This is a genomic window from Brumimicrobium oceani, assembly GCF_003143775.1.
In the GTDB taxonomy this organism is placed as follows: Bacteria; Bacteroidota; Bacteroidia; order Flavobacteriales_D; family Crocinitomicaceae; genus Brumimicrobium; species Brumimicrobium oceani.
Genome location: NZ_QFRJ01000002.1, coordinates 208418 through 226844, shown reverse-complemented (window position 1 = coordinate 226844; position 18427 = coordinate 208418). Strand labels below are relative to the sequence as shown.

General features: G+C 35.9%; 20 protein-coding genes. 10 read left to right on the top strand and 10 right to left on the bottom strand.

The features are described from left to right. Positions 1-54: 54 nt before the first annotated feature. Entirely contained in the window at positions 55-627 is a 573-nt protein-coding gene (locus DIT68_RS03870; RefSeq protein WP_109358500.1) for a uracil-DNA glycosylase family protein, read from the top strand. A 300-nt stretch (positions 628-927) separates the two neighbouring features. On the opposite strand, the gene DIT68_RS03865 is transcribed toward DIT68_RS03870, so the two are convergent. From DIT68_RS03865 to DIT68_RS03840, 6 genes are all read right to left on the bottom strand, one after another. Continuing rightward, positions 928-1545 carry a WbqC family protein gene (locus DIT68_RS03865; RefSeq protein ID WP_109358499.1) on the bottom strand — a complete coding sequence of 206 codons (618 nt, stop codon included), beginning with the start codon at positions 1543-1545 and terminating at the stop codon, positions 928-930. Further along, positions 1545-3446: a signal peptidase I gene (gene lepB / locus DIT68_RS03860; RefSeq protein WP_109358498.1), complete on the bottom strand. Its 1902-nt coding sequence runs from the start codon at positions 3444-3446 to the stop codon at positions 1545-1547. Before lepB ends, DIT68_RS03865 begins: the two co-directional genes overlap by 1 nt. A gap of 12 nt (positions 3447-3458) precedes the next feature. After that, the gene (dapB, locus tag DIT68_RS03855; RefSeq protein ID WP_109358497.1) at positions 3459-4208 is read right to left on the bottom strand and encodes a 4-hydroxy-tetrahydrodipicolinate reductase; all 750 of its coding nucleotides are present in this window, start codon (positions 4206-4208) and stop codon (positions 3459-3461) included. 61 nt (positions 4209-4269) lie between these two features. Next, positions 4270-4848 carry a DUF5683 domain-containing protein gene (locus tag DIT68_RS03850; protein WP_109358496.1) on the bottom strand — a complete coding sequence of 193 codons (579 nt, stop codon included), beginning with the start codon at positions 4846-4848 and terminating at the stop codon, positions 4270-4272. Positions 4849-4851: 3 nt separating this feature from the next. Continuing rightward, entirely contained in the window at positions 4852-5751 is a 900-nt protein-coding gene (locus DIT68_RS03845; protein ID WP_109358495.1) for a ParB/RepB/Spo0J family partition protein, read from the bottom strand. Further along, complete coding sequence (locus tag DIT68_RS03840; protein WP_109358494.1) at positions 5741-6553, bottom strand: ParA family protein; 813 nt, start codon at positions 6551-6553, stop codon at positions 5741-5743. Before DIT68_RS03840 ends, DIT68_RS03845 begins: the two co-directional genes overlap by 11 nt. A 441-nt stretch (positions 6554-6994) precedes the next feature. Here DIT68_RS03840 and DIT68_RS03835 point away from each other — a divergent pair, with 441 nt between their 5' ends. Further along, the gene (locus DIT68_RS03835) at positions 6995-7792 is read left to right on the top strand and encodes a M15 family metallopeptidase (RefSeq protein WP_109358493.1); all 798 of its coding nucleotides are present in this window, start codon (positions 6995-6997) and stop codon (positions 7790-7792) included. A 269-nt stretch (positions 7793-8061) separates the two neighbouring features. Here the strand turns inward: DIT68_RS03835 and DIT68_RS03830 are convergent, their stop codons facing one another. Further along, positions 8062-8679 (bottom strand): acyltransferase, encoded by a 618-nt coding sequence (locus tag DIT68_RS03830; protein ID WP_109358492.1) that lies wholly within the window; start codon positions 8677-8679, stop codon positions 8062-8064. A 51-nt stretch (positions 8680-8730) separates the two neighbouring features. Between DIT68_RS03830 and DIT68_RS03825 the strand changes: the two genes are divergently transcribed. The 4 genes from DIT68_RS03825 to DIT68_RS03810 all read left to right on the top strand — a co-directional run bounded on the left by DIT68_RS03825 (position 8731) and on the right by DIT68_RS03810 (position 11286). Then, a complete protein-coding gene (locus tag DIT68_RS03825) occupies positions 8731-9273 on the top strand; it encodes a DNA-3-methyladenine glycosylase I (protein WP_109358491.1) in 543 nt (180 codons plus the stop codon). After that, on the top strand, positions 9258-9950 hold the full coding sequence (locus tag DIT68_RS03820; RefSeq protein WP_109358490.1) for a hypothetical protein: 693 nt from the start codon (positions 9258-9260) through the stop codon (positions 9948-9950). Before DIT68_RS03825 ends, DIT68_RS03820 begins: the two co-directional genes overlap by 16 nt. Before the next feature lie 10 nt (positions 9951-9960). Beyond that, on the top strand, positions 9961-10782 hold the full coding sequence (locus DIT68_RS03815; RefSeq protein ID WP_109358489.1) for a hypothetical protein: 822 nt from the start codon (positions 9961-9963) through the stop codon (positions 10780-10782). Between the two features lie 105 nt (positions 10783-10887). After that, positions 10888-11286 (top strand): DUF1987 domain-containing protein, encoded by a 399-nt coding sequence (locus DIT68_RS03810; protein ID WP_109358488.1) that lies wholly within the window; start codon positions 10888-10890, stop codon positions 11284-11286. Positions 11287-11323: 37 nt separating this feature from the next. On the opposite strand, the gene DIT68_RS03805 is transcribed toward DIT68_RS03810, so the two are convergent. Beyond that, positions 11324-12178: a DUF1853 family protein gene (locus DIT68_RS03805; protein ID WP_109358487.1), complete on the bottom strand. Its 855-nt coding sequence runs from the start codon at positions 12176-12178 to the stop codon at positions 11324-11326. A gap of 859 nt (positions 12179-13037) precedes the next feature. Between DIT68_RS03805 and DIT68_RS03795 the strand changes: the two genes are divergently transcribed. The 3 genes from DIT68_RS03795 (at position 13038) to DIT68_RS03785 (ending at position 14629) form a co-directional block, all read left to right on the top strand. Then, positions 13038-13298, top strand: a complete 261-nt coding sequence (locus DIT68_RS03795) for a hypothetical protein (RefSeq protein ID WP_109358485.1) — start codon at positions 13038-13040, stop codon at positions 13296-13298. A 5-nt stretch (positions 13299-13303) separates the two neighbouring features. After that, positions 13304-13963 (top strand): OmpH family outer membrane protein, encoded by a 660-nt coding sequence (locus DIT68_RS03790; protein WP_109358484.1) that lies wholly within the window; start codon positions 13304-13306, stop codon positions 13961-13963. Positions 13964-14071: 108 nt separating this feature from the next. After that, complete coding sequence (locus tag DIT68_RS03785; RefSeq protein ID WP_109358483.1) at positions 14072-14629, top strand: DUF4924 family protein; 558 nt, start codon at positions 14072-14074, stop codon at positions 14627-14629. Between the two features lie 103 nt (positions 14630-14732). On the opposite strand, the gene DIT68_RS03780 is transcribed toward DIT68_RS03785, so the two are convergent. Together DIT68_RS03780 and DIT68_RS03775 are read right to left on the bottom strand one after the other, a co-directional pair. Then, positions 14733-15089, bottom strand: a complete 357-nt coding sequence (locus tag DIT68_RS03780; protein ID WP_109358482.1) for a hypothetical protein — start codon at positions 15087-15089, stop codon at positions 14733-14735. 21 nt (positions 15090-15110) lie between these two features. Then, entirely contained in the window at positions 15111-16031 is a 921-nt protein-coding gene (locus tag DIT68_RS03775) for a lysophospholipid acyltransferase family protein (protein WP_109358481.1), read from the bottom strand. Positions 16032-17338: 1307 nt separating this feature from the next. Between DIT68_RS03775 and DIT68_RS03770 the strand changes: the two genes are divergently transcribed. Beyond that, complete coding sequence (locus DIT68_RS03770; protein ID WP_109358480.1) at positions 17339-18403, top strand: VOC family protein; 1065 nt, start codon at positions 17339-17341, stop codon at positions 18401-18403. The last annotated feature ends 24 nt before the right edge of the window (positions 18404-18427 follow it).

Below are 18427 nucleotides of genomic sequence, written 5' to 3'. Positions count from 1 at the left end.
ACACATCATTTACAAATAAAATCCTAATGTGAATTTCTTATTTTATATTAGCCTATGGAAAACTTATTAAATGAAATAAGAAATTGTAAGGTCTGCGAAGAGCACTTTCCTCATGGCTGTAATCCAATTATTTCAGCCAGTGAGAAAAGTAAAATTGTGATTATTGGGCAAGCTCCGGGAAGAAAAGTTCACGATTCAAATATTCCATGGAATGATAAAAGTGGGGATAATTTGAGAGATTGGCTTGGGGTAGATAAAGAAACTTTTTATAATCCAGATAACTTTGCCATCGTAGGAATGGGATTTTGTTATCCCGGAACAGGAAAGTCTGGCGATTTACCTCCGCGAAAGGAATGTGCTCCTTTGTGGCACCCACAGCTTCATGAAGAAATGAATGATGTGAAATTGACAATACTCATTGGTCAATATGCCCAAAAGTACTATTTGGGAAAGCAAGCCAAAAGAACATTAACTGAAACTGTGGAATACTACCACGAATACCTTCCGAAATTCTTCGTTCTGCCACACCCTTCACCAAGAAACAATATTTGGCAAGCGAAAAACAGATGGTTTCCTTCAGAAGTTTTACCTGAATTAACGGGAAGAGTGAATTCTATTTTACAGTAAAAAAACTTGGTCTTACAGAAAATTCGTGGGCTGATAGATGGTGTATTTCAATACTTGACGCAGTCGACTTTTTTAGCTAACAAAGTTATATAAAAATACAAGAGGGAATGGACAGGCGTCCTTTCCCTCTTGCTAATCAACCTAACCTAACCACCTAAATCATTATAAAGGTACGTAGATATAATTCATTGACAATGTTTTTTGGAGCAAAAAAAACAACTTTTCGACTAATCGGTAAATAGCTTAGATGAACAAAGAAATAGTTAGACGAATAATTTTAGACAATTGTTTATTAAGGGATTAACCATGGGTTTTTACCTGAACTCTGGGTAAAATATAATTTCTAGCTAGCGGACCTTCGTTCATTAAAAGATCGATAATCGATAGATTGGGCGAAAATGGATATTTATCAGAAAAAACTTGAATGTATTTTTCCTGTTTTTGATGAAATTGTTTTTTATCCAAAGCAATTCTGAAGTCTTTTGGGCCTTCTGGAGTGATATAATCTTCAGAAAAAGAAACTTTAATTTCCAAGTCTAACCAAATCAATAGTTGTTTTAAAATATTCAAATTAAATTGAGACAAAGATTCCTCCTCCTGATAAATAAGTTCCTTAATTTGTGATCCGTAATAGAAGAAGTAGGGCGCATGTTGGTAACTGCTTTGTATAGCTTTCCAATGGTCTTTTCGCCAATTGGTGTCATGGGAAATTACAATATCCTTAACAGGCGATTTACTTCCCAATGGACGCATAACAGGAACACTTAAATACATAGGGCCGTTGCTTTCCAGTATTTGCGTGCGGTTTCTCCAGGTTTGCTTTTTATAATGTTCATGCACATCTATGACCATCTCACTGTTTTTGGCAATGGATTGAAAATAGGGGATACTTCCAAAATAATTCGTTGAGTAAAGCATTATTCTATTCCTGTAAATAATCTTTCCCAACGAACGCCACCATTCGGATCGCTAGAGTACCAAACCATTGAAGCTCGACCAACAATGTGATCTTCTGGAACAAATCCCCAAACCCTTGAATCTGCAGAATTGTAGCGGTTGTCTCCCATCATCCAATAATAATTCAATTCAAAAGTGTAGTTCGTAGCTTCCATTCCGTCGATGTAATATTTCCCATCTTTCTCTTCGAAAGTGTGCAATTCATACGCTGTGATCACGCGCTCGTACCATGCAACGTTGTGTGGATTTAGCTCGATGGTTTCTCCTTTTTTAGGAACCCAAAACGATTCGAAGTTTGAAACATTGTTGTTGTGATTAAAAGACTTAGGATAGTAATTCAAATTATTAACCTTTTCTGCTGAAGATTGATCAGCCACAGCTTTTCTTTTCTGATTCATCAATGTAAACTGAGCTTCTGGATAACTTTGTTGAAGAGCAGATAATTCCGAAGCAGTTAAATTCATGATGCTGCCGTTATTATAATAATCTCTGTTGGGCTCTAAACCATACTTCGATTTCATTACCCGTGCAGATGGCAAAGAAATATTTGATACTTGGTATTGTAAGTTCTGATATTCGAAAATTGGCGCTTTTTCACCATTCACATACACTTGAGCATCTTCAATACGCAGTGAATCTCCCGGGATTCCAATACAACGCTTGATGTAATTTTCTCTCTTATCTACCGGACGATAAACCACTCCATAATGGTCAATGATTCGACCTTCTCCACCAGAAAAAGTACGCTTATTCACAGCAATTTCGTAGCGTGCTTTATCGCGCCAAACATTTATATTATCAATGAATTCTGAATAGATGCCATTCACAATTTTCTGTACATTTCTGTCCAATTTTTGAGCTTCCAATTGCATTACGCTATCTAAAGCAGCACCTTGGTACTGTGAAGAAAGTTCTTGACTTCTTTTCTGAAGCAGCGCACCACTATTTGGAATTTTGTTCTTGTCTATGGACTCTTCAAAAAGTCTTCTCGCCTCATTGTTTACAATACCATGATAATCGTGTCCCATTAATCCATGTGGCATTCTTGGGTCGTAAACCGCAGTATCTCCAGACGGATAATTGAATACAACAACATCATAGTTTTCAATGTTGGCCCATCCTGGAAGTCTGGTGTATTCTAATTTTTCGAAAGTGGTATAGGATTTAATATTGACCCAAGGAATCGTATTATGAACTAACGGAAAAGAGAGTGGAGTAACGGGAACTTTTGAACCATAAGCCATTTTATTTACCACTAAAAAATCTCCCACCAATAAGGTCTTTTCCATAGATCCAGTTGGAATTTGGAAAGGTTCAAATACATAAGTACGGATTGCACTAGCGGCAACCAATGCAAACAAAATACTGTCTCCCCATTCTTTAATCACTGTTTTCCTTCCTTTTTTCTTCTTTTGTAAGAAACTCAAGGCATAAGCCACTAGGTGACCAATAATCGGGAGTGTTAGAAAAAGGACTAAGTGGTCACCATTTTTTCTGCGTTCAATGTCGGTTTCCTTTTCCCAATCTGTGGTGTAAACCGGTTGAATCGTTTCATCATTGGCAATTTTAGCCATGATTAAGAAAGGGAAAAATATCCCTTGCAATGTATCGGCTAGTGAGAAAAATCCATGTTTGCGAATAAAACTCACGTTGAAAACCATCCACATTACTATGTGTATTCCCGGAATGAGCATCAAGAAGGCCCACCAAGCGGGTTGACCTGCAATTTTTGAGGCAATCGCATAATTATATCCAGGTATTAAGGCTTCCCAAGACTTGTGTCCTGCCTTAGGGAAACTCTTCCACCACATTGCGAGGTAAGGATATACAAGAAAAAATAAGTAAAAATATAATGCAGACATTGTTTTTAAATTTTAAGAAAGTTGTAGTACATCTTTCATTGTAAATATTCCTTTTTTATTGATAATCCACTCCGCTGCTATCACTGCACCTAAAGCAAATCCTGTACGGTTATGTGCTTCATGCTGAATAGAAAGGGTGTCAATATTTGATTTGTATTCTATTAGGTGAGTCCCTTTAACATCGGGTTCTCTAACGGCATTAATTTTCAGATTATTGCCATTTTTTGATTTTTTATCACTTTCTGTATCGTTTTCTGTCTTTGATTCTGGGCAATACCAATCCGAAAGCGCGCTGTAATTTTCGATGATTCCTTCAGCTAGTGTAATGGCTGTTCCACTTGGTGCGTCAAGTTTTTCGGTATGGTGAATTTCTGTAATACCAGGGCTATATTCTTTATAGGGCGCCATCAATTGAGCCAACTGTTCGTTTAATTTAAAGAACAAATTCACACCCACGCTAAAGTTAGAAGCATGAACTAAGGCGCCATTTTGATCATCTACCCAAAGTTTTACTTGTTCATAGGACTTATTCCAGCCTGTAGTACCAATAACAGAAGGGATATTTTCTTTTAGAAGGAATTCGATGTTATTGATAACTGAATCTGGTGTGGAAAAATCTATCGCTACGTCAGCTTCTTTAATCATTTCTGTGTTTAGGGGCTGAGCATCTGTTGCTTTTCCTACAACTTCATGACCTCTAGAAATAAGAATTTTCTCAATTTCCTTTCCCATTTTCCCATAACCAACAAGCACTACTTTCATAAAGCGAATAATTTTTGGAACAGCACAAAATTAGTATTCTCCAGCATTATACCGATTTAAATTAACGAAAATTAAAGCTGAGCGCGAGTCCTGGAGTCCGGAAATCATGCATTCTGGGAGAAAGGCTAATTGATAAATCCCTTGAAATGTCAAAATTCACAAAATGTGCTTCTACATGAGCATCCAAAATATTTAACCCGTAAACGGCAATGAATGCAAAGATCATTAAATCACGAGACCTTCTGGCTTCTTCAAAAAGAGTGAGCACTCCTTGTGCGTCATATTGCGCATATTTTTGAAGGTTTATTTCGCCGTTTTCTTCCCTAAACATGAATTCTTCTTTTAGCTCTTTCTGTAAAAGTTGATTTTGTATGGCTTTATATCCCGTAAAACCCAATCCAGCATAAATAATCGGAATTTTCCAAAATGCTTTTTTCTTGCCTTTTGGCATGGCGATATGATTGTAAATCTGTCCTCCGCCTGGCGCTAATGAGAGTAAAGCGGCCTTTCTAGGAGAATGAACCGTGTCTTTTACTTTTAACATTAGTGTAGAATCATTTTTGAACTTTTCTGGCAGTTCTGTTTCTTGCGCCAATACTGCGCTAGAGAAAAAAAGAAGAAGTACAAAAAGTAATTTCATTCTTTATTCGTTCAAAATTTCAATAATCCTGTTCAAATCTACCTCCGAATTGAAGTTGATGATTAATTTTCCGTTTCCAGTAGGTTGCTTTTTAATTTGAACTTTTGCGGCTACTTTATCAGAAAAATCTTGTGTGAAATCGATTTGCTGATTGGTAACTGCTGGTTTAGCCTCTTTCTTTTTTGGTTCTTCGGTCTTGCTCTTTTCTTCTCGAAGAATGTTTTCCACATCGCGAACCGAAAGCTGCTCATTGATGACACGATCAAAAATTTCAATCTGTTTATTTTCATCCTCTATTCCCACCAAGGCCCTAGCATGTCCCATAGAAATTTCGTTTTCTCTTACGGCCAATTGAATTTTTGCGGGCAACTTGAGCAAACGCAAATGATTGGTGATAGAAGTTCGGCTTTTAGAAACTTGCTGTGCTAGTTTTTCTTGTGTTAAATTACACTCTTGAATTAAACGGTGGTAAGAAAGTGCAACTTCAATCGCATTTAAATCTTGACGCTGAATATTTTCAACCAAGGCCATTTCTAGCATGGTTTGATCGTTGGCTACACGAATATACGCAGGAATTTCTCTCAATCCTGCCAATTGCGAAGCTTTAAAACGACGCTCACCAGAAATTAATTGGTATTTACTTCTGCCTAATTTTCTAACGGTAATGGGTTGAATAATGCCATGTGTAGCAATAGATTCCTTTAATTCGTTCAAAGCATCCTCCTCGAAATGTGTACGCGGATTAAAGGGATTGGCTTCTATCGCAGAAATAGGGAGCAAAGCCACAGAACCCAATACAGACGCATCGGATAAATCCTCAGAGGTAATATCTGTTAGTGAACTTTCTAATAGTGCACTTAATCCTTTACCAAGTGCTGGTCTTTTTTTAGAATTAGAGCTCATCTTCTAATGAAATTTTATTGTTTTCGTTTGATAATTTTGTTGCTTCTTCTCTTTGCGTAATTTCTCTGGCAAGATTCAAATAATTCACAGCTCCTTTACTTGTTGCGTCATGCATTATGATTGTAGAACCATGCGAAGGCGCCTCAGCTAAATTGGTATTTCTGTGAATTACGGTGTCAAAAACCAAATCTTGGAAATGTGTTTTTAACTCCTCCACAACATGATTTGCTAAACGTAATCTAGTGTCATATAAGGTAATTAAAATCCCTTCAATGTCTAAATCAGTATTTAAACGTCCTTGAATAATTTTAATTGTGTTTAACAGTTTTCCTAAACCTTCCAGAGAATAGTATTCTGATTGGACAGGAACAAGAACAGCGTCGGCAGCAGTTAAGGCATTTACTGTAATTAATCCTAAAGATGGAGAACAGTCGATTAATATATAATCGTAGCGGTCTTTCACCTTTTCGAGTACTTTTCTCATCAAATATTCACGATTGGGCATATTGATCATTTCCAATTCAGCCCCCACCAAATCAATGTGAGAAGGAAGTACATCCAAATTTGGGTTGTCTGTCGAAAGAATTACTTCGGAAGGATGAACATCATTAATTAAACAGTCGTAAATGTTTCTGGTCTGCTTTGGATCAAACCCTACACCAGAAGTGGCATTCGCTTGAGGGTCTGCATCTACAATCAAAGTTTTGTACTCTAGTACTCCAAAACTACCTCCTAAATTTACGGCGGTAGTTGTTTTTCCAACTCCTCCTTTTTGATTTGCAATAGCAATTATCCTACCCATGGTTTTATTTAATTTTTTGTAAAGTATAGCACAAATGAGAGAGCAAGATACGGATTAAAAACTTACCCATAAGTTTATTTAATCAAAATAATAATAACAGCACCTTGTTAGAAATTCTGTGTATTTGTTTTAAGTTTTATAATCCTACTGATGAGTAGTGATATAAGTCTCCATAAGAAAAATCTAAATTTTGAATTGTGCGCGTTTTCTTGCCGACATTTTATAAACCTAAAATCATTTTCACTCTTCTATTTTCACCCTGAAATTTGTGACTCAGGATGCAAATATTTTGTTTTTATTCCGTTTAAACAACAATTTCTCCAACTTGTTAATAACTTTGTATTTGAATATTTATGGTGTTTCTTTTGAAATGTGTTTAAAGGTCGATTAAAAGAGAATTGAAACTGAATTTCATAAAGAAAACCAAAAACTATTGTCCTTATGAAAAGAATAACTTACCTATTTCCGATTCTATTGTTTACAAGCGCTTGTAGTAATCCTAATTCTGATTCAGTTGAAAAACTTCCTGTGAAAAGCGACTCTATTGTGTTGAATGAAGATACCTTAGAAAATTTGGATGTCGAGGAGTTGAATAATAGGGGGGGGGATGAATTAGAGGTGATGAGTGAGCTGGAGCAAAAAATGATTGACGCAGGTTTAGTTGATATACAGTCTGTAGATTCTACAATTCAGGTTGATGTTAAATATGCAACCATGGACAATTTTATGAATAGAATACTCTATGCGGGATATGATAAAGTTTATCTTCAGCCTGTGGTTGCCGAAAGACTTTCCAAGGCTCAAAAAGCACTTAAGAATATTGATTCTACTTTAACTTTAATCGCTTTCGATGGTACAAGACCAAGGTCAGTTCAGCAAGAAATGTGGGATGCTTTGGATACAATCCCATTCAATGAAAGGGTGAAATTTGTGAGCAATCCAGTAAATGGAAGCATTCATAATTACGGGAGTGCCGTTGATTTATCAATATTGGATCTGAAAACGGGATTGTGGCTGGATATGGGAGCAGGATATGATGATTTAAGAAAAATAGCGTATCCAAGGCACGAAGAGAAATTTCTTGCCTCTGGCGAATTAACGCTAGACCAAGTGAACAATAGAAAATTACTTCGAAAAGTAATGAGCGCTGGAGGATTCTGGGTAATCGAGACGGAATGGTGGCATTTTAACGCTTTTTCTAGAAAGAAAGCGAAGGAATTGTTCGAGGTGGTGGAGTAGAGGGAAATCCCTCAATCTTCGAACAAGAAGTTTAAATTGTTCGTGCTGGGCGGTTTTCAGAGAAAGGTAAGAATAGTTCGGAGTTGCCCTGAGGAGCAGAAAAAACAGCAGAGCGCTCTTAGGCTCTAGTATGTATCTCAGAGAAAAGAGAATGTTGGTTTATTTCCTTGAAAGCTCTAACAATAAATGAGAGGGAGAAGTTAGAACGGAGGCAGAGAAATAGAAGGGGTCACGGGAATAAAGGAACACCAAATAATCTCGTCTCAAAACTACTTTTCATTACTGGATTTGCCTTTTATCTTTTCCCACGTTCCATACATGCTTTCCTGACTCGGGCGGTTGGGCTCCTCTTCTGTTAAGGGTTCGCATGCTTTTAGTGTCGCATAGCACTCTTTGGGCAACTGTTGGTAAAGTGCGGTTCCTTTGGTTTTCCAGTCAATCATTTCTTGTGAAACTTCCTTAATTACTTTTGCTGGATTTCCAACTGCTAGACTCCTTCTTGGAATTTGGGCTTTGGCTGCTACGAAACTTAACGCGCCAATAATGCATTCCTCTCCAATTACAGCATCGTCCATTACCACAGAGTTCATTCCTATTAAACAATTTGCTCCAATAATTCCTCCGTGTATTATTGCTCCATGGCCAATATGGGCGCCTTCGTGCAGAGTAACTGTAGTTCCAGGAAACATGTGAATTGTGCAATTTTCTTGAACATTACATCCATCTTTAATCACGATTTTCCCCCAATCTCCCCGAATTGCTGCTCCTGGACCAACGTATACATCTTTTCCGATAATTACATTACCCGTTACTGTTGCATTAGGGTGGATAAAGCTTGAGGGATGAATCACAGGTTTAAAACCATTGAACTCGAAAATATTTGCCATAATTTAACTTTTTGCTACAACTTTTTAGCCCATTTTTGCGTTTGTTGAATAATGAGTTACTGCGAATTTACAAAAGATTTAGACGAAAACCATTTAGATAAAAAATATCATGATGAACGTTATGGTTTTCCAACCAACAATGACGATGAATTGTTTGGTCGATTGATACTAGAAATTAATCAAGCTGGATTAAGTTGGTCCTTGATGCTCAAAAAAGAAGAGCACTTTAAAATTGCATTTGATGAGTTTTCAATACGGAAAGTGGCAGCCTACAAAAAAGAAAAAGTGGAAAAGTTAATGAATAACGCAGGGATTATTCGAAATAGGAGAAAAATTGAAGCTGTGATTTACAATGCTAATCAAATCATTGCTATTCAAGAAAAATATGGTAGTTTTAACTTGTGGTTAGATCAATACCTTGGCTTCTCCCTTGGGGAATGGACGAAATTGTTTAAGAAAAACTTTAAATTCACGGGCGAGAAAATAGTGGAAGAATTCCTTATGAGTACAAGTTACTTGAAAGGGGCTCACAGTGAAGATTGCCCGATTTACAATAAAATTAAAAACAAAAAACCAAAATGGGAAATAAAATAGCAATTCTTATTATCAGTACTTTTTTTGCGCTTATTAGTAATTTTAGTCAGGCGCAGTATTCTTTAGGAGGCGGAATAAGTAGTTTTCATGGATTAAACCTAGATATTAATCGAATGGGATTAAATGGTTTTGTTGAGCTTCCAAAGGCCAACGATATAACTTTAATGGTGAGAGCAGCCTACATGTTTCCAGTGAAGGATTCAAGAACGGCAGATATTGAAGCCAAAAACTTTAATATCAAGCCCGCTAAATCTGAAGCAGATATTGTCGCTAAAACTTCTTATTTCGCTGTTGATGGAGGAACTCGTCATTACTTTATTAATGATTATGATGTTGGTTTTTCACTTTTTGCTGGTCCGCACATTAAAGGTATTTTAGCCTCATATAGTGTAGATTATAGAGTGCCTTCAGGTTTAAATCCTTCAGACTATCAGACGATCGCAACAGGAAGTGCGCCTGCACAAGATTTAAATAGTTTAAGACCACAATATTCTTTATTATTTGCTTTTGGAGGAACTGTTGGAGTTAAATATCAGTTGCCTTACAGAGGCGCCTTGATGTTTGATTTCGGTTTGGAAATTGTAACACAACTTTACGATCCTGCTTATATTTTGGGGTATGATATTTCGCCTTTGTCATTTTCCATGAACTTAGGTTACCGTTTTGATTGGTATTAAGATTTAGCCAATGATAATTGTTGAAAGCGGAGGTACAAAATCGACTTGGGTATTTAATTCTACTCCCAATACAATCCAATCTTTTGAAACCGTAGGATTGCATCCACAGGAAAGTACCCTGGACAAAGAGAAAATCCTACAGTCTTTGGTGGAAGAACACAATATTCAAGGCAGGGAGATTTATTTTTACGGAGCAGGATGCGAAAGTGTAGAGGCTAAAGTGAAAATTACGGCTTTTTTGGAATCCTTAGGTTTACGTGTAAGGGCTGTGCAAACCGATATTTATGCAGCGTGTTTAGCACATTTTGGCCATAAAAAAGGAAGTGTTGGAATAATTGGTACAGGAGCCGTTGCGGCAAAATTTGATGGTGAAAAAGTTGTACAGCAAACTTCTGGATTAGGTTATTTAATTGGTGATGAAGGTAGTGGGTTTGATATTGGAAAGCGCTTATTAAAAAAGTATTTTCAAAATGAATTACCATTGAACGTAAAGGAATCAATTGAGAATTATTTCAATCATCAATCTATTCTTCACCGTATCCATGAACCTGATGGAAGAATGCATATTGCAGGTTTGGCAAAAATAGCACGGAAATTTTCTAAAGAGCCGCCTGTTCATTCAGTTTTAATTTCAGCGTTTACAGATTTCTGCAAATTTGCACTGAACCCTTTAGGCGTAAGTTCGTCGGTTCATTTTATAGGAAGTGTTGCGTTTTACTTTCAAGCAGAATTAACGGAAGCACTAGAAAAAGAGGGGTATACGGTGGGTGAAATTAAGAAAGAGGCCGTCTTTGAGGTTTTTAATTTCTTATCATCTGAAAGCCCCGCTTAGACCTATATATTTTTTCGATTATCTATTTTGTTGAATGTAATTCGAATAGAAATTTTTTTTAATGCAGAATTTTCTTGATATTGCAGTTCCTATTTCAGTAAAATAATGGAAAAATTTGAATTAAAGGCGAGCGCACACACACCATATATTCATTTTAATGCGCAATCTGGTGAAATGATTATTCAAGGAAGATCGATATCTCAACCTGATGAAGATTTTTGGGCTCCGGTACTCAAGTGGTTTTATGCTTATGCCGCCGCTCCTCACAAAACAACTCATGTTATTTTTAATTTGGAATATTTTAATATTTCCTCTTCCAAACAAATTTTGTTTCTACTGCACAAATTAAATGACTTGTTGGAGGAAGGGCATGATGTTCATGTGGAATGGCGATATACTGAAGATGATTTGGAAATGAAGGAGTCAGGCTTTGACTTTTCATGTGTAGTGAATGTTCCTTTCGAATTCAAATGTGTTCCTGTAGAAGTGGTTCCATCTATTTAGTGTTAAGCTTCAAACTCTTGAAAATGCTCTTCCTGAATTAAGAATTCTTTCCCCAATCATCGGGAACAACAAATCTTGCTTGTTGGTCATTGAACATGAACAGAATTGGATTTTTTAAAGGATCTTCTATTTTTAACGCTTTTGGTGATTTCATTTTTTTAATAGGAGCTAATGCGGATAACCAGTTCGGACGAGATAGCTTTTCGATCGCTTCAATATTGGATGCTTTTAAGTCTGAAATACGAATGAATAAATTAGGGACAAGTCTGTTTATTCTGCCAGGAGCAATTGCTTCTTCAGCAAAGAAAACACCTTTAATAAAAAGGTGTGAAGCATCAATAGCTTTGTTTATTTTTTCTTGAACTTCTATGTTTAAGCCCATTGGAATTTGATTTTTTACAATCTTGCCAAGCTTTAATTCTAAATTATCTCTAAGGCGAGGTCCTACCCATGATGAACCCACATTAAAGTCTTTTAGATTTTTGAGCATATAGTATTTAACAGAGCATTCTAAATGGATTACTTTCCCTTTGTATTCGATGATAAAGTCAATTTCTCCAATGGTTTTTTTATGGATATTAATCTGGAAATTCTGTAATAAAAGTTCAATTTCATTAAATGTTTGAAAGAAGTAGGAGAGAAGCGCCTCAGCATAAAATCCAAGCCTGCGATTTCTTCTTCGATTCACAAATTGCTCTAAGTCCGATGAATTCTTATCGAGTTCTATAAAATAGGCTACAGTAGATTCTTGCCATTCCCTCAGAATCTCTCCAGGAAATAAGGAATAAGGAGACAAGTCATAATCTAGCGATAAAGGAGGTTCAGAAAATAATAACCAATATAGATCCCGAACAGTTTTATTCTTTAATTGAAGATATACTTTTGATTGCATTTCCTAAAAATAGTGGAATTGTTTGAATTCTGTCGCATCGATGCTCGGGTAAAGGATTCCTCTTGACTTAAAATAGATGTAATTTGTTACTTGTGACGCAAAATTCACTCTTTATCTGAATTCAATTGAGGTGAAAATCCACAAAAGTTTGCGTTTCTAAAAGGCTCACGTCATCCGCGTTCCGTTGTAGCACAAGACAGGGAAGAGGGTGAGTAATAAGTTTTGAGGCGAAATTCAATGGATAACTTTCTTTAAATAAACTTCCTTTCAATAATCGTATTTCCTCTATTTCCTTGGCGAAGCTTTGTGATTCCTCCGTGCTATTTTCGGTAAAGTCCAATTATGTGAGTGACAAATGAATTTTGAACCGAAATTCAATTAATATTTTTCCTCCAAAAAATCGTAATTAAATCTACACATAAAAGACTAGTTCAGCGCCAACCCGTGAAGCACCTTGTCCATTATTTGGCGGCTTAATATTTAAACAATGATTACCCTCAAAAATCTGCTTTGCCCTAGCATTCCCGTCATCCGCGTTCCGTTATATCGCAAACAAAAAGCTCATTCAAAGCTCTTGGATCTTCATTTTCTAACAAAGGTTTTGAAGAAAATAGCATTTTGAATTAACTTCAATGACTACTTTAGATTGAGGCTGATTGTATTTAATTCGTCACCTTTTGGTAAAGACACAATTTAATATAATCCCATGTTGTATTAAAAAAACGCTTTCTTTTTGCCAATCCTATTTGAATTGATATTTTTGTGCTGAAATTATTCGTTTTAACGGCAAGTTATAATGAGTTTCATAAAAATATTCGACTTATTGAAAGGTCGTTATTTCATTAAATTATAGAATAAAATGAGAGTAGTTGATACTATACCACATGAGCGTTTTAAAATACAGATTTTTTCATATAACGGAAAATATACTGTTAAAATTGAGCTTGGACAGTTTGAACAAAGTTATAAAATTGGTGAATTAGATGTGATGGGGGTAGCTGATGTCAAGGCAATGGTTACACCAGAATTTCTAAGTGGCTGCTTAAAAAGATTCGTGGAAATGCGCACAGACTGGAACGCTTCTTTTACTAATAAAAATACTAACATAACAAATTCATAAACGAAATGAGAAGATTTTTTTCTATTGCAATTTTAGGCCTTAGTGCCTCTTTACTCGCTGCTTCATGTGGTGATGATAACTCTTCAAAGGCGGCTGATAATGAGGTGGTCACTCCAGTTGAGAAAAAACAAATGGGTGAGGGTTCTACTGGAATTGCAATGGCGTTCTACTACCAAGACAGTATCGCAACTCAATTTGGTTTTTACAAAGAAGTGGATTCCATGATAAGAGCAAAAGAGTTGAATTTTCAGAAAGAATTAGAAGCAAAGTACCGAGCATATCAGGCTTATGAAGCGGATATTCAGAAGAAAATGCAAAACAATGAAATTACAGGGTATCAAATTGAAGAGATTCAGCAAACTGCCATGCAAAAACAGCAGTCTATTCAACAATTTGAACAACAACGTGGTGCTGCACTTCAAAATGAATCAATGAAATATCAAACGGCCTTGATGAATAAAATCGCAGAGGCTGGAAAGGAATTTTCTAACAAAAAGGAAATTGATTTATTGTTCTTCTATCAAAAAGGTGGACAAATTACTTTCATTAATAATGCTTACGATGTAACGGATGAATTTATTAAATATCTAAACAAAAGAGAAGAAGATTTAATGTCAGGTTTTGAAGATGAGGTAGACGCTTTAGAAGCTGAAGACTTAAATTAAAATGCCGTAGACAAGGCCCTCGCACAATCAATCTCAGTGAAAATATTTTAGTAAGGAGTACAAGTTTTTAGTTACTGTACTCCTTTTTTATAACGCAATACTCAAAATATGTTTATATCGCAGGAAAAGTTACAAAGTAATATCGCCGAATACGTTATTTATATGTATCAGGTAGAAGATATGGTGCGTGCTTACAATTTTAATATTGATAAGATTCGTGTTCATATCATTCGTCCGCAGGTAAAGAGTGAATCGCTAGAAGCTGAGGCTGTGAAGTGGTATGAAGAAGTGATTAAAGAAATGAAAGGTCGTGGCCTTACTTCAAAAGGTCATTTGCATCGTTTGGGAGAAGTAATTACGGAAATGATTTATTTACATAATACTTTAAAGGATGTTGTAGAAGATAAAAAGTATCTAGATTTGATTGCTGCTGCAGAAGAAAACGTTGAAGCATTTCAAAAGAAAAGTGACCTTGGCGCTTTACATTTCGTGGAAGTTTGTTTTCAAGCTTTGTACATGAAATTATTGTTGAAATTACAGGGCAAAGAAATTGGTGCTGAATCGGAAACGGCCTTCGATACCATGCGAATTGTCTTGGCATACCTTACAAAAGCTTATCACCAAATGAAGGCAGGGGATATGTCAATGTTTGAAAAACAGAATTAATGGTGAATGTTTTTTTATTCCGTAGAGACGCAATGCATTGTGTCTCTACGGAATAAAAAAACACCTCCACATTAGGGACTGAATTGTTACCTTTTTTCCTAAATTACAAAACCCCATTTCCGCTAGGATATCCGTGTGTATGGTTAATCCATTTGTTATAGGCATTCGATTTTAATTCTTCGAATTCTGGATTTCTAGATTCTCGTTTTCTAGCAAGTTCAAGTATGATTTTTAAATGCTTCGTAGGAATGTATTTGTTGAAAACTAACGTATTGCCAACAGTAATAATCTCCTGAATTTTGATTGTAGATTCGTCATCTTTAATCTGTTGAAATTCTTCCCATAATTCAATGTATTCTTCTTTTTGATTATGATGACCTCGTTTTAAAAAAGCAAATCCAATTGTACCAATAATTAAGCAAATCAACATTGTTGCAAACAGGATAATTCCATTTTCCATTGTGTAAAAGATTAAAGAGGGTTACGAGCGAAACTTCTCATTAAATTGAATTATCTGCTGTTTTCTTAAAGCTTCTAAATCTTTTGGAATGTCTCTTTTCCAGCGTTTATGCGACCAGATCCAGTATTGCGGCGCTTCCTTGATTGTGTTCTCTAATAAATGTACAAACTGCTCTGTGATTTCCCCATATTTTAATTCACCGGGAGAGGAAGTGATTTCTTTCAATCGCATGGAGTAGTGACCGCGTTTTACTTTGTGTAAACTAAAATAAACCACTGCTTGGTCATATTTATTGGCTAACATTTCAGGCCCAAATAACATTCCTGATGTTTGATTTAGAAACTCCATCCAGTAGCTTTTATTAGAATCTCCAGGCGATTGATCTGCAAGAACTAAGGTGGATATTCGTTCTTTATTATTGGTGAAGAAATCATGAACAATTTTGGAGTGAATGACCTTCATTCCAAATCGAGATCTTCTTCCATTGAGTTTTTTATCCCAAAAACCATTGCTCAAGGGCATACCTATACCAACAGCTTGGTGCTTGAAAAGTAGGTTTTGACCGGTAATTAGCCATTCCCAATTATTGTAATGTCCAGAAACCAGTAAAACATTTTTGTTTTGAGCATAAAGTTGATCTATAACTTCAGGATTTTCAACCTTGAAACGTTTGAGCAACTGTTTTTTAGAGATGCTTAAGTTTTTAGTCCCTTCAGCTAATAGATCTGTCAAGTGGCGGTAGAATTTACGCTCAATTTTTCTTTTTTCCTTGGTAGACATATTGGGGAATGATCTTTCTATGTTTCCTCGAACTACTTTTCTTCGGTATGGGATTAGGGTTATTAATAACAAGTAAAAAAAATCTGTAAAAAGATACATCACCCTCAATGGAAGCAGGGATAATGGATAAACCAGTATATAATATGCAAATGCGCTGAACATCTTGTGTTTTTGGTAAAAATAGAAAATTTTAATGGAAATGAGTTTTTTGATTTTGAATACAACGCTTACCAAAGCAATTCAAAGGGAGGTAAGGGATATTTCGTAATGGGCTTGTCGGAACTTGACCCGCAGTTTATTAATTTACAGTAAAAAATAGTATTCTTATTAAGTGGCCAAGGTTCTACTATTGTTTGTAAATCATACTTTTGAAGCCAAACTAATATTAAACGATAATCAAAAAGAGATTCCTCATTCCGAAAATACCGAGTATTGAGGAATCTTCTTTGTTGTTCAGAAAAATCTTCGATGAACCATGTTAAACTCAAAGGTTTTAAATTGAAATTAACGGTAACTTTTGCGCGGAATCAAATTTTATTAATCGTTAAAAACACTTAGAGCCCTTGATATCAGGCGATACAGGAAATGTGATAATTCAAATAAACCCGAAAATCCGCTAATTGAAATCCAACCCATTTGGCATCGGATTAACCGTTAAAAACAATTAGTGCTGCTGATAGTAGGTGATACAGAAAATATGAGAAACTGAATAAAACTGAAAGTCCTTTAATTGAAATGCAACCCAATTGGCTTTTTGTTAACCGTTAAAATCATTTAGAGCCCTTGATAGCAAGCGATACAGGAAATGTGATAATTCAAATAAACCCTAAAATCCTTTAATTGAAATTCAACCCATTTGGCTTTTCGTTAACCGTTAAAAACACTTAGAGCTCTTGATAGCAAGCGATACAGGAAATGTGATAATTCAAATAAACCCTAAAACCCTTTAATTGAAATTCAACCCATTTGTTTTTTAGTTAACCGTTAAAAACACTTAGAGCCTTTGATGGTAGGGGATACAGGAAATATGATAATTCAAATAAACCTGAAAATCCTTTAATAGAAATCCAACCCAATTTGCTTTTTATTAACCGTTAAAAACACTTAGAGCTCTTGATAGTAAGCGATATAGGAAAAGTGATAATTCAAATAAACCCGAAAATCCTTTAATAGAAATCCAACCCATTTGGCTTTTCGCTAACCGTTAAAAACACTTAGAGCCTTTGATAGCAAGCGATACAGAAAGTATGATAAACTAAATTCACCCGAAAATCCTTTTTCTGAATCTTAATTCATCGTCGAATAACTCTCAAAACCGTTTATAGTTACTGATGGTCAACTGTAGAATTATTCATTTAGCTTTTTTTGATTAAAAATTATTGAAATCACAAATTTGTAATTGACTGTTTGTAATTCAAAAATGTCTAAAAGAATCTTAAATTTGCGAGGTCAATAAAATATGATGAAAAATGGAAAAAATTATCTGTGGAATTCAGCAAATTGGGATTGGTGTTCCAGATGTTCAAGAAATTTGGAAATGGTACCGGAAATTTTTTGGTGTAGATGTTCGGATATTTGAAGAGGCTGCTGAAGCTCCTTTAATGACGAGATATACAGGTGATAAAGTACATTCTAGAACAGCAACATTGGCGCTGTCCATGGAAGGTGGTGGTGGATTTGAGATTTGGCAGTTTACAAGCCGAGATACTGAAAAGCCAAAATTTGATGTTCAATTGGGTGATTTTGGACTGTACATTTGCAGAATAAAATCAAGAGATGTGAAGGCCTCTTTCGATTTTATGAAGTCAAATGGAGCTAAGGTTCTGGGAGACTTAAAGAAAACACCGCATGGAGAACCACATTTTTTCGTGGAAGATCCAAATGGAAACATATTTAACGTGGTCCAAGAACTTACCGTTTTTCAAAAGACAAAGTTTGAAGGGAAGACAGGTGGTGCTGCAGGTGTAATGATTGGCGTAAGTGACATCGATGCTTCAATGAAGCTGTACGCAGATATTTTAGGCTATTCAACTGTCGAATACGATGAAACAGGTGTTCAAGATTGTTTTTCAGACTTGCCACAGGGAGATAAGAAAGTGCGTCGTGTCTTGTTATCGCATCCTGAAACACGAAAAGGTCCATTTGCACCCTTGTTGGGACCAACAAAAATTGAGTTAATTCAAGCCATCGAACGAACTGACTGCAAGAAAATCTTTAAGGACCGTTATTGGGGAGACTGGGGGTTCATACATCTTTGTTTTGATATCAGAAACATGGAGCAGCTTCAAAAAGAATGCGAGGCCGCTGGTTTTCCGTTTACAGTGGATAGTGGTGCCACTTTTGACATGGGAGAAGCGGGAGGAAGATTTTCTTATATTGAAGATCCAGACGGATCTTGGATAGAGTTTGTGGAGACACACAAAGTTCCGCTAATGAAAAAACTTGGTTTATACATTAATCTGAAAAATCGAGATCCTAAAAAGTCACTTCCGAAATGGATGTTGAAAGCGATGGGAATGAACCGAGTAAAATAATTTGTTTCATTTGAAGAGTACGGA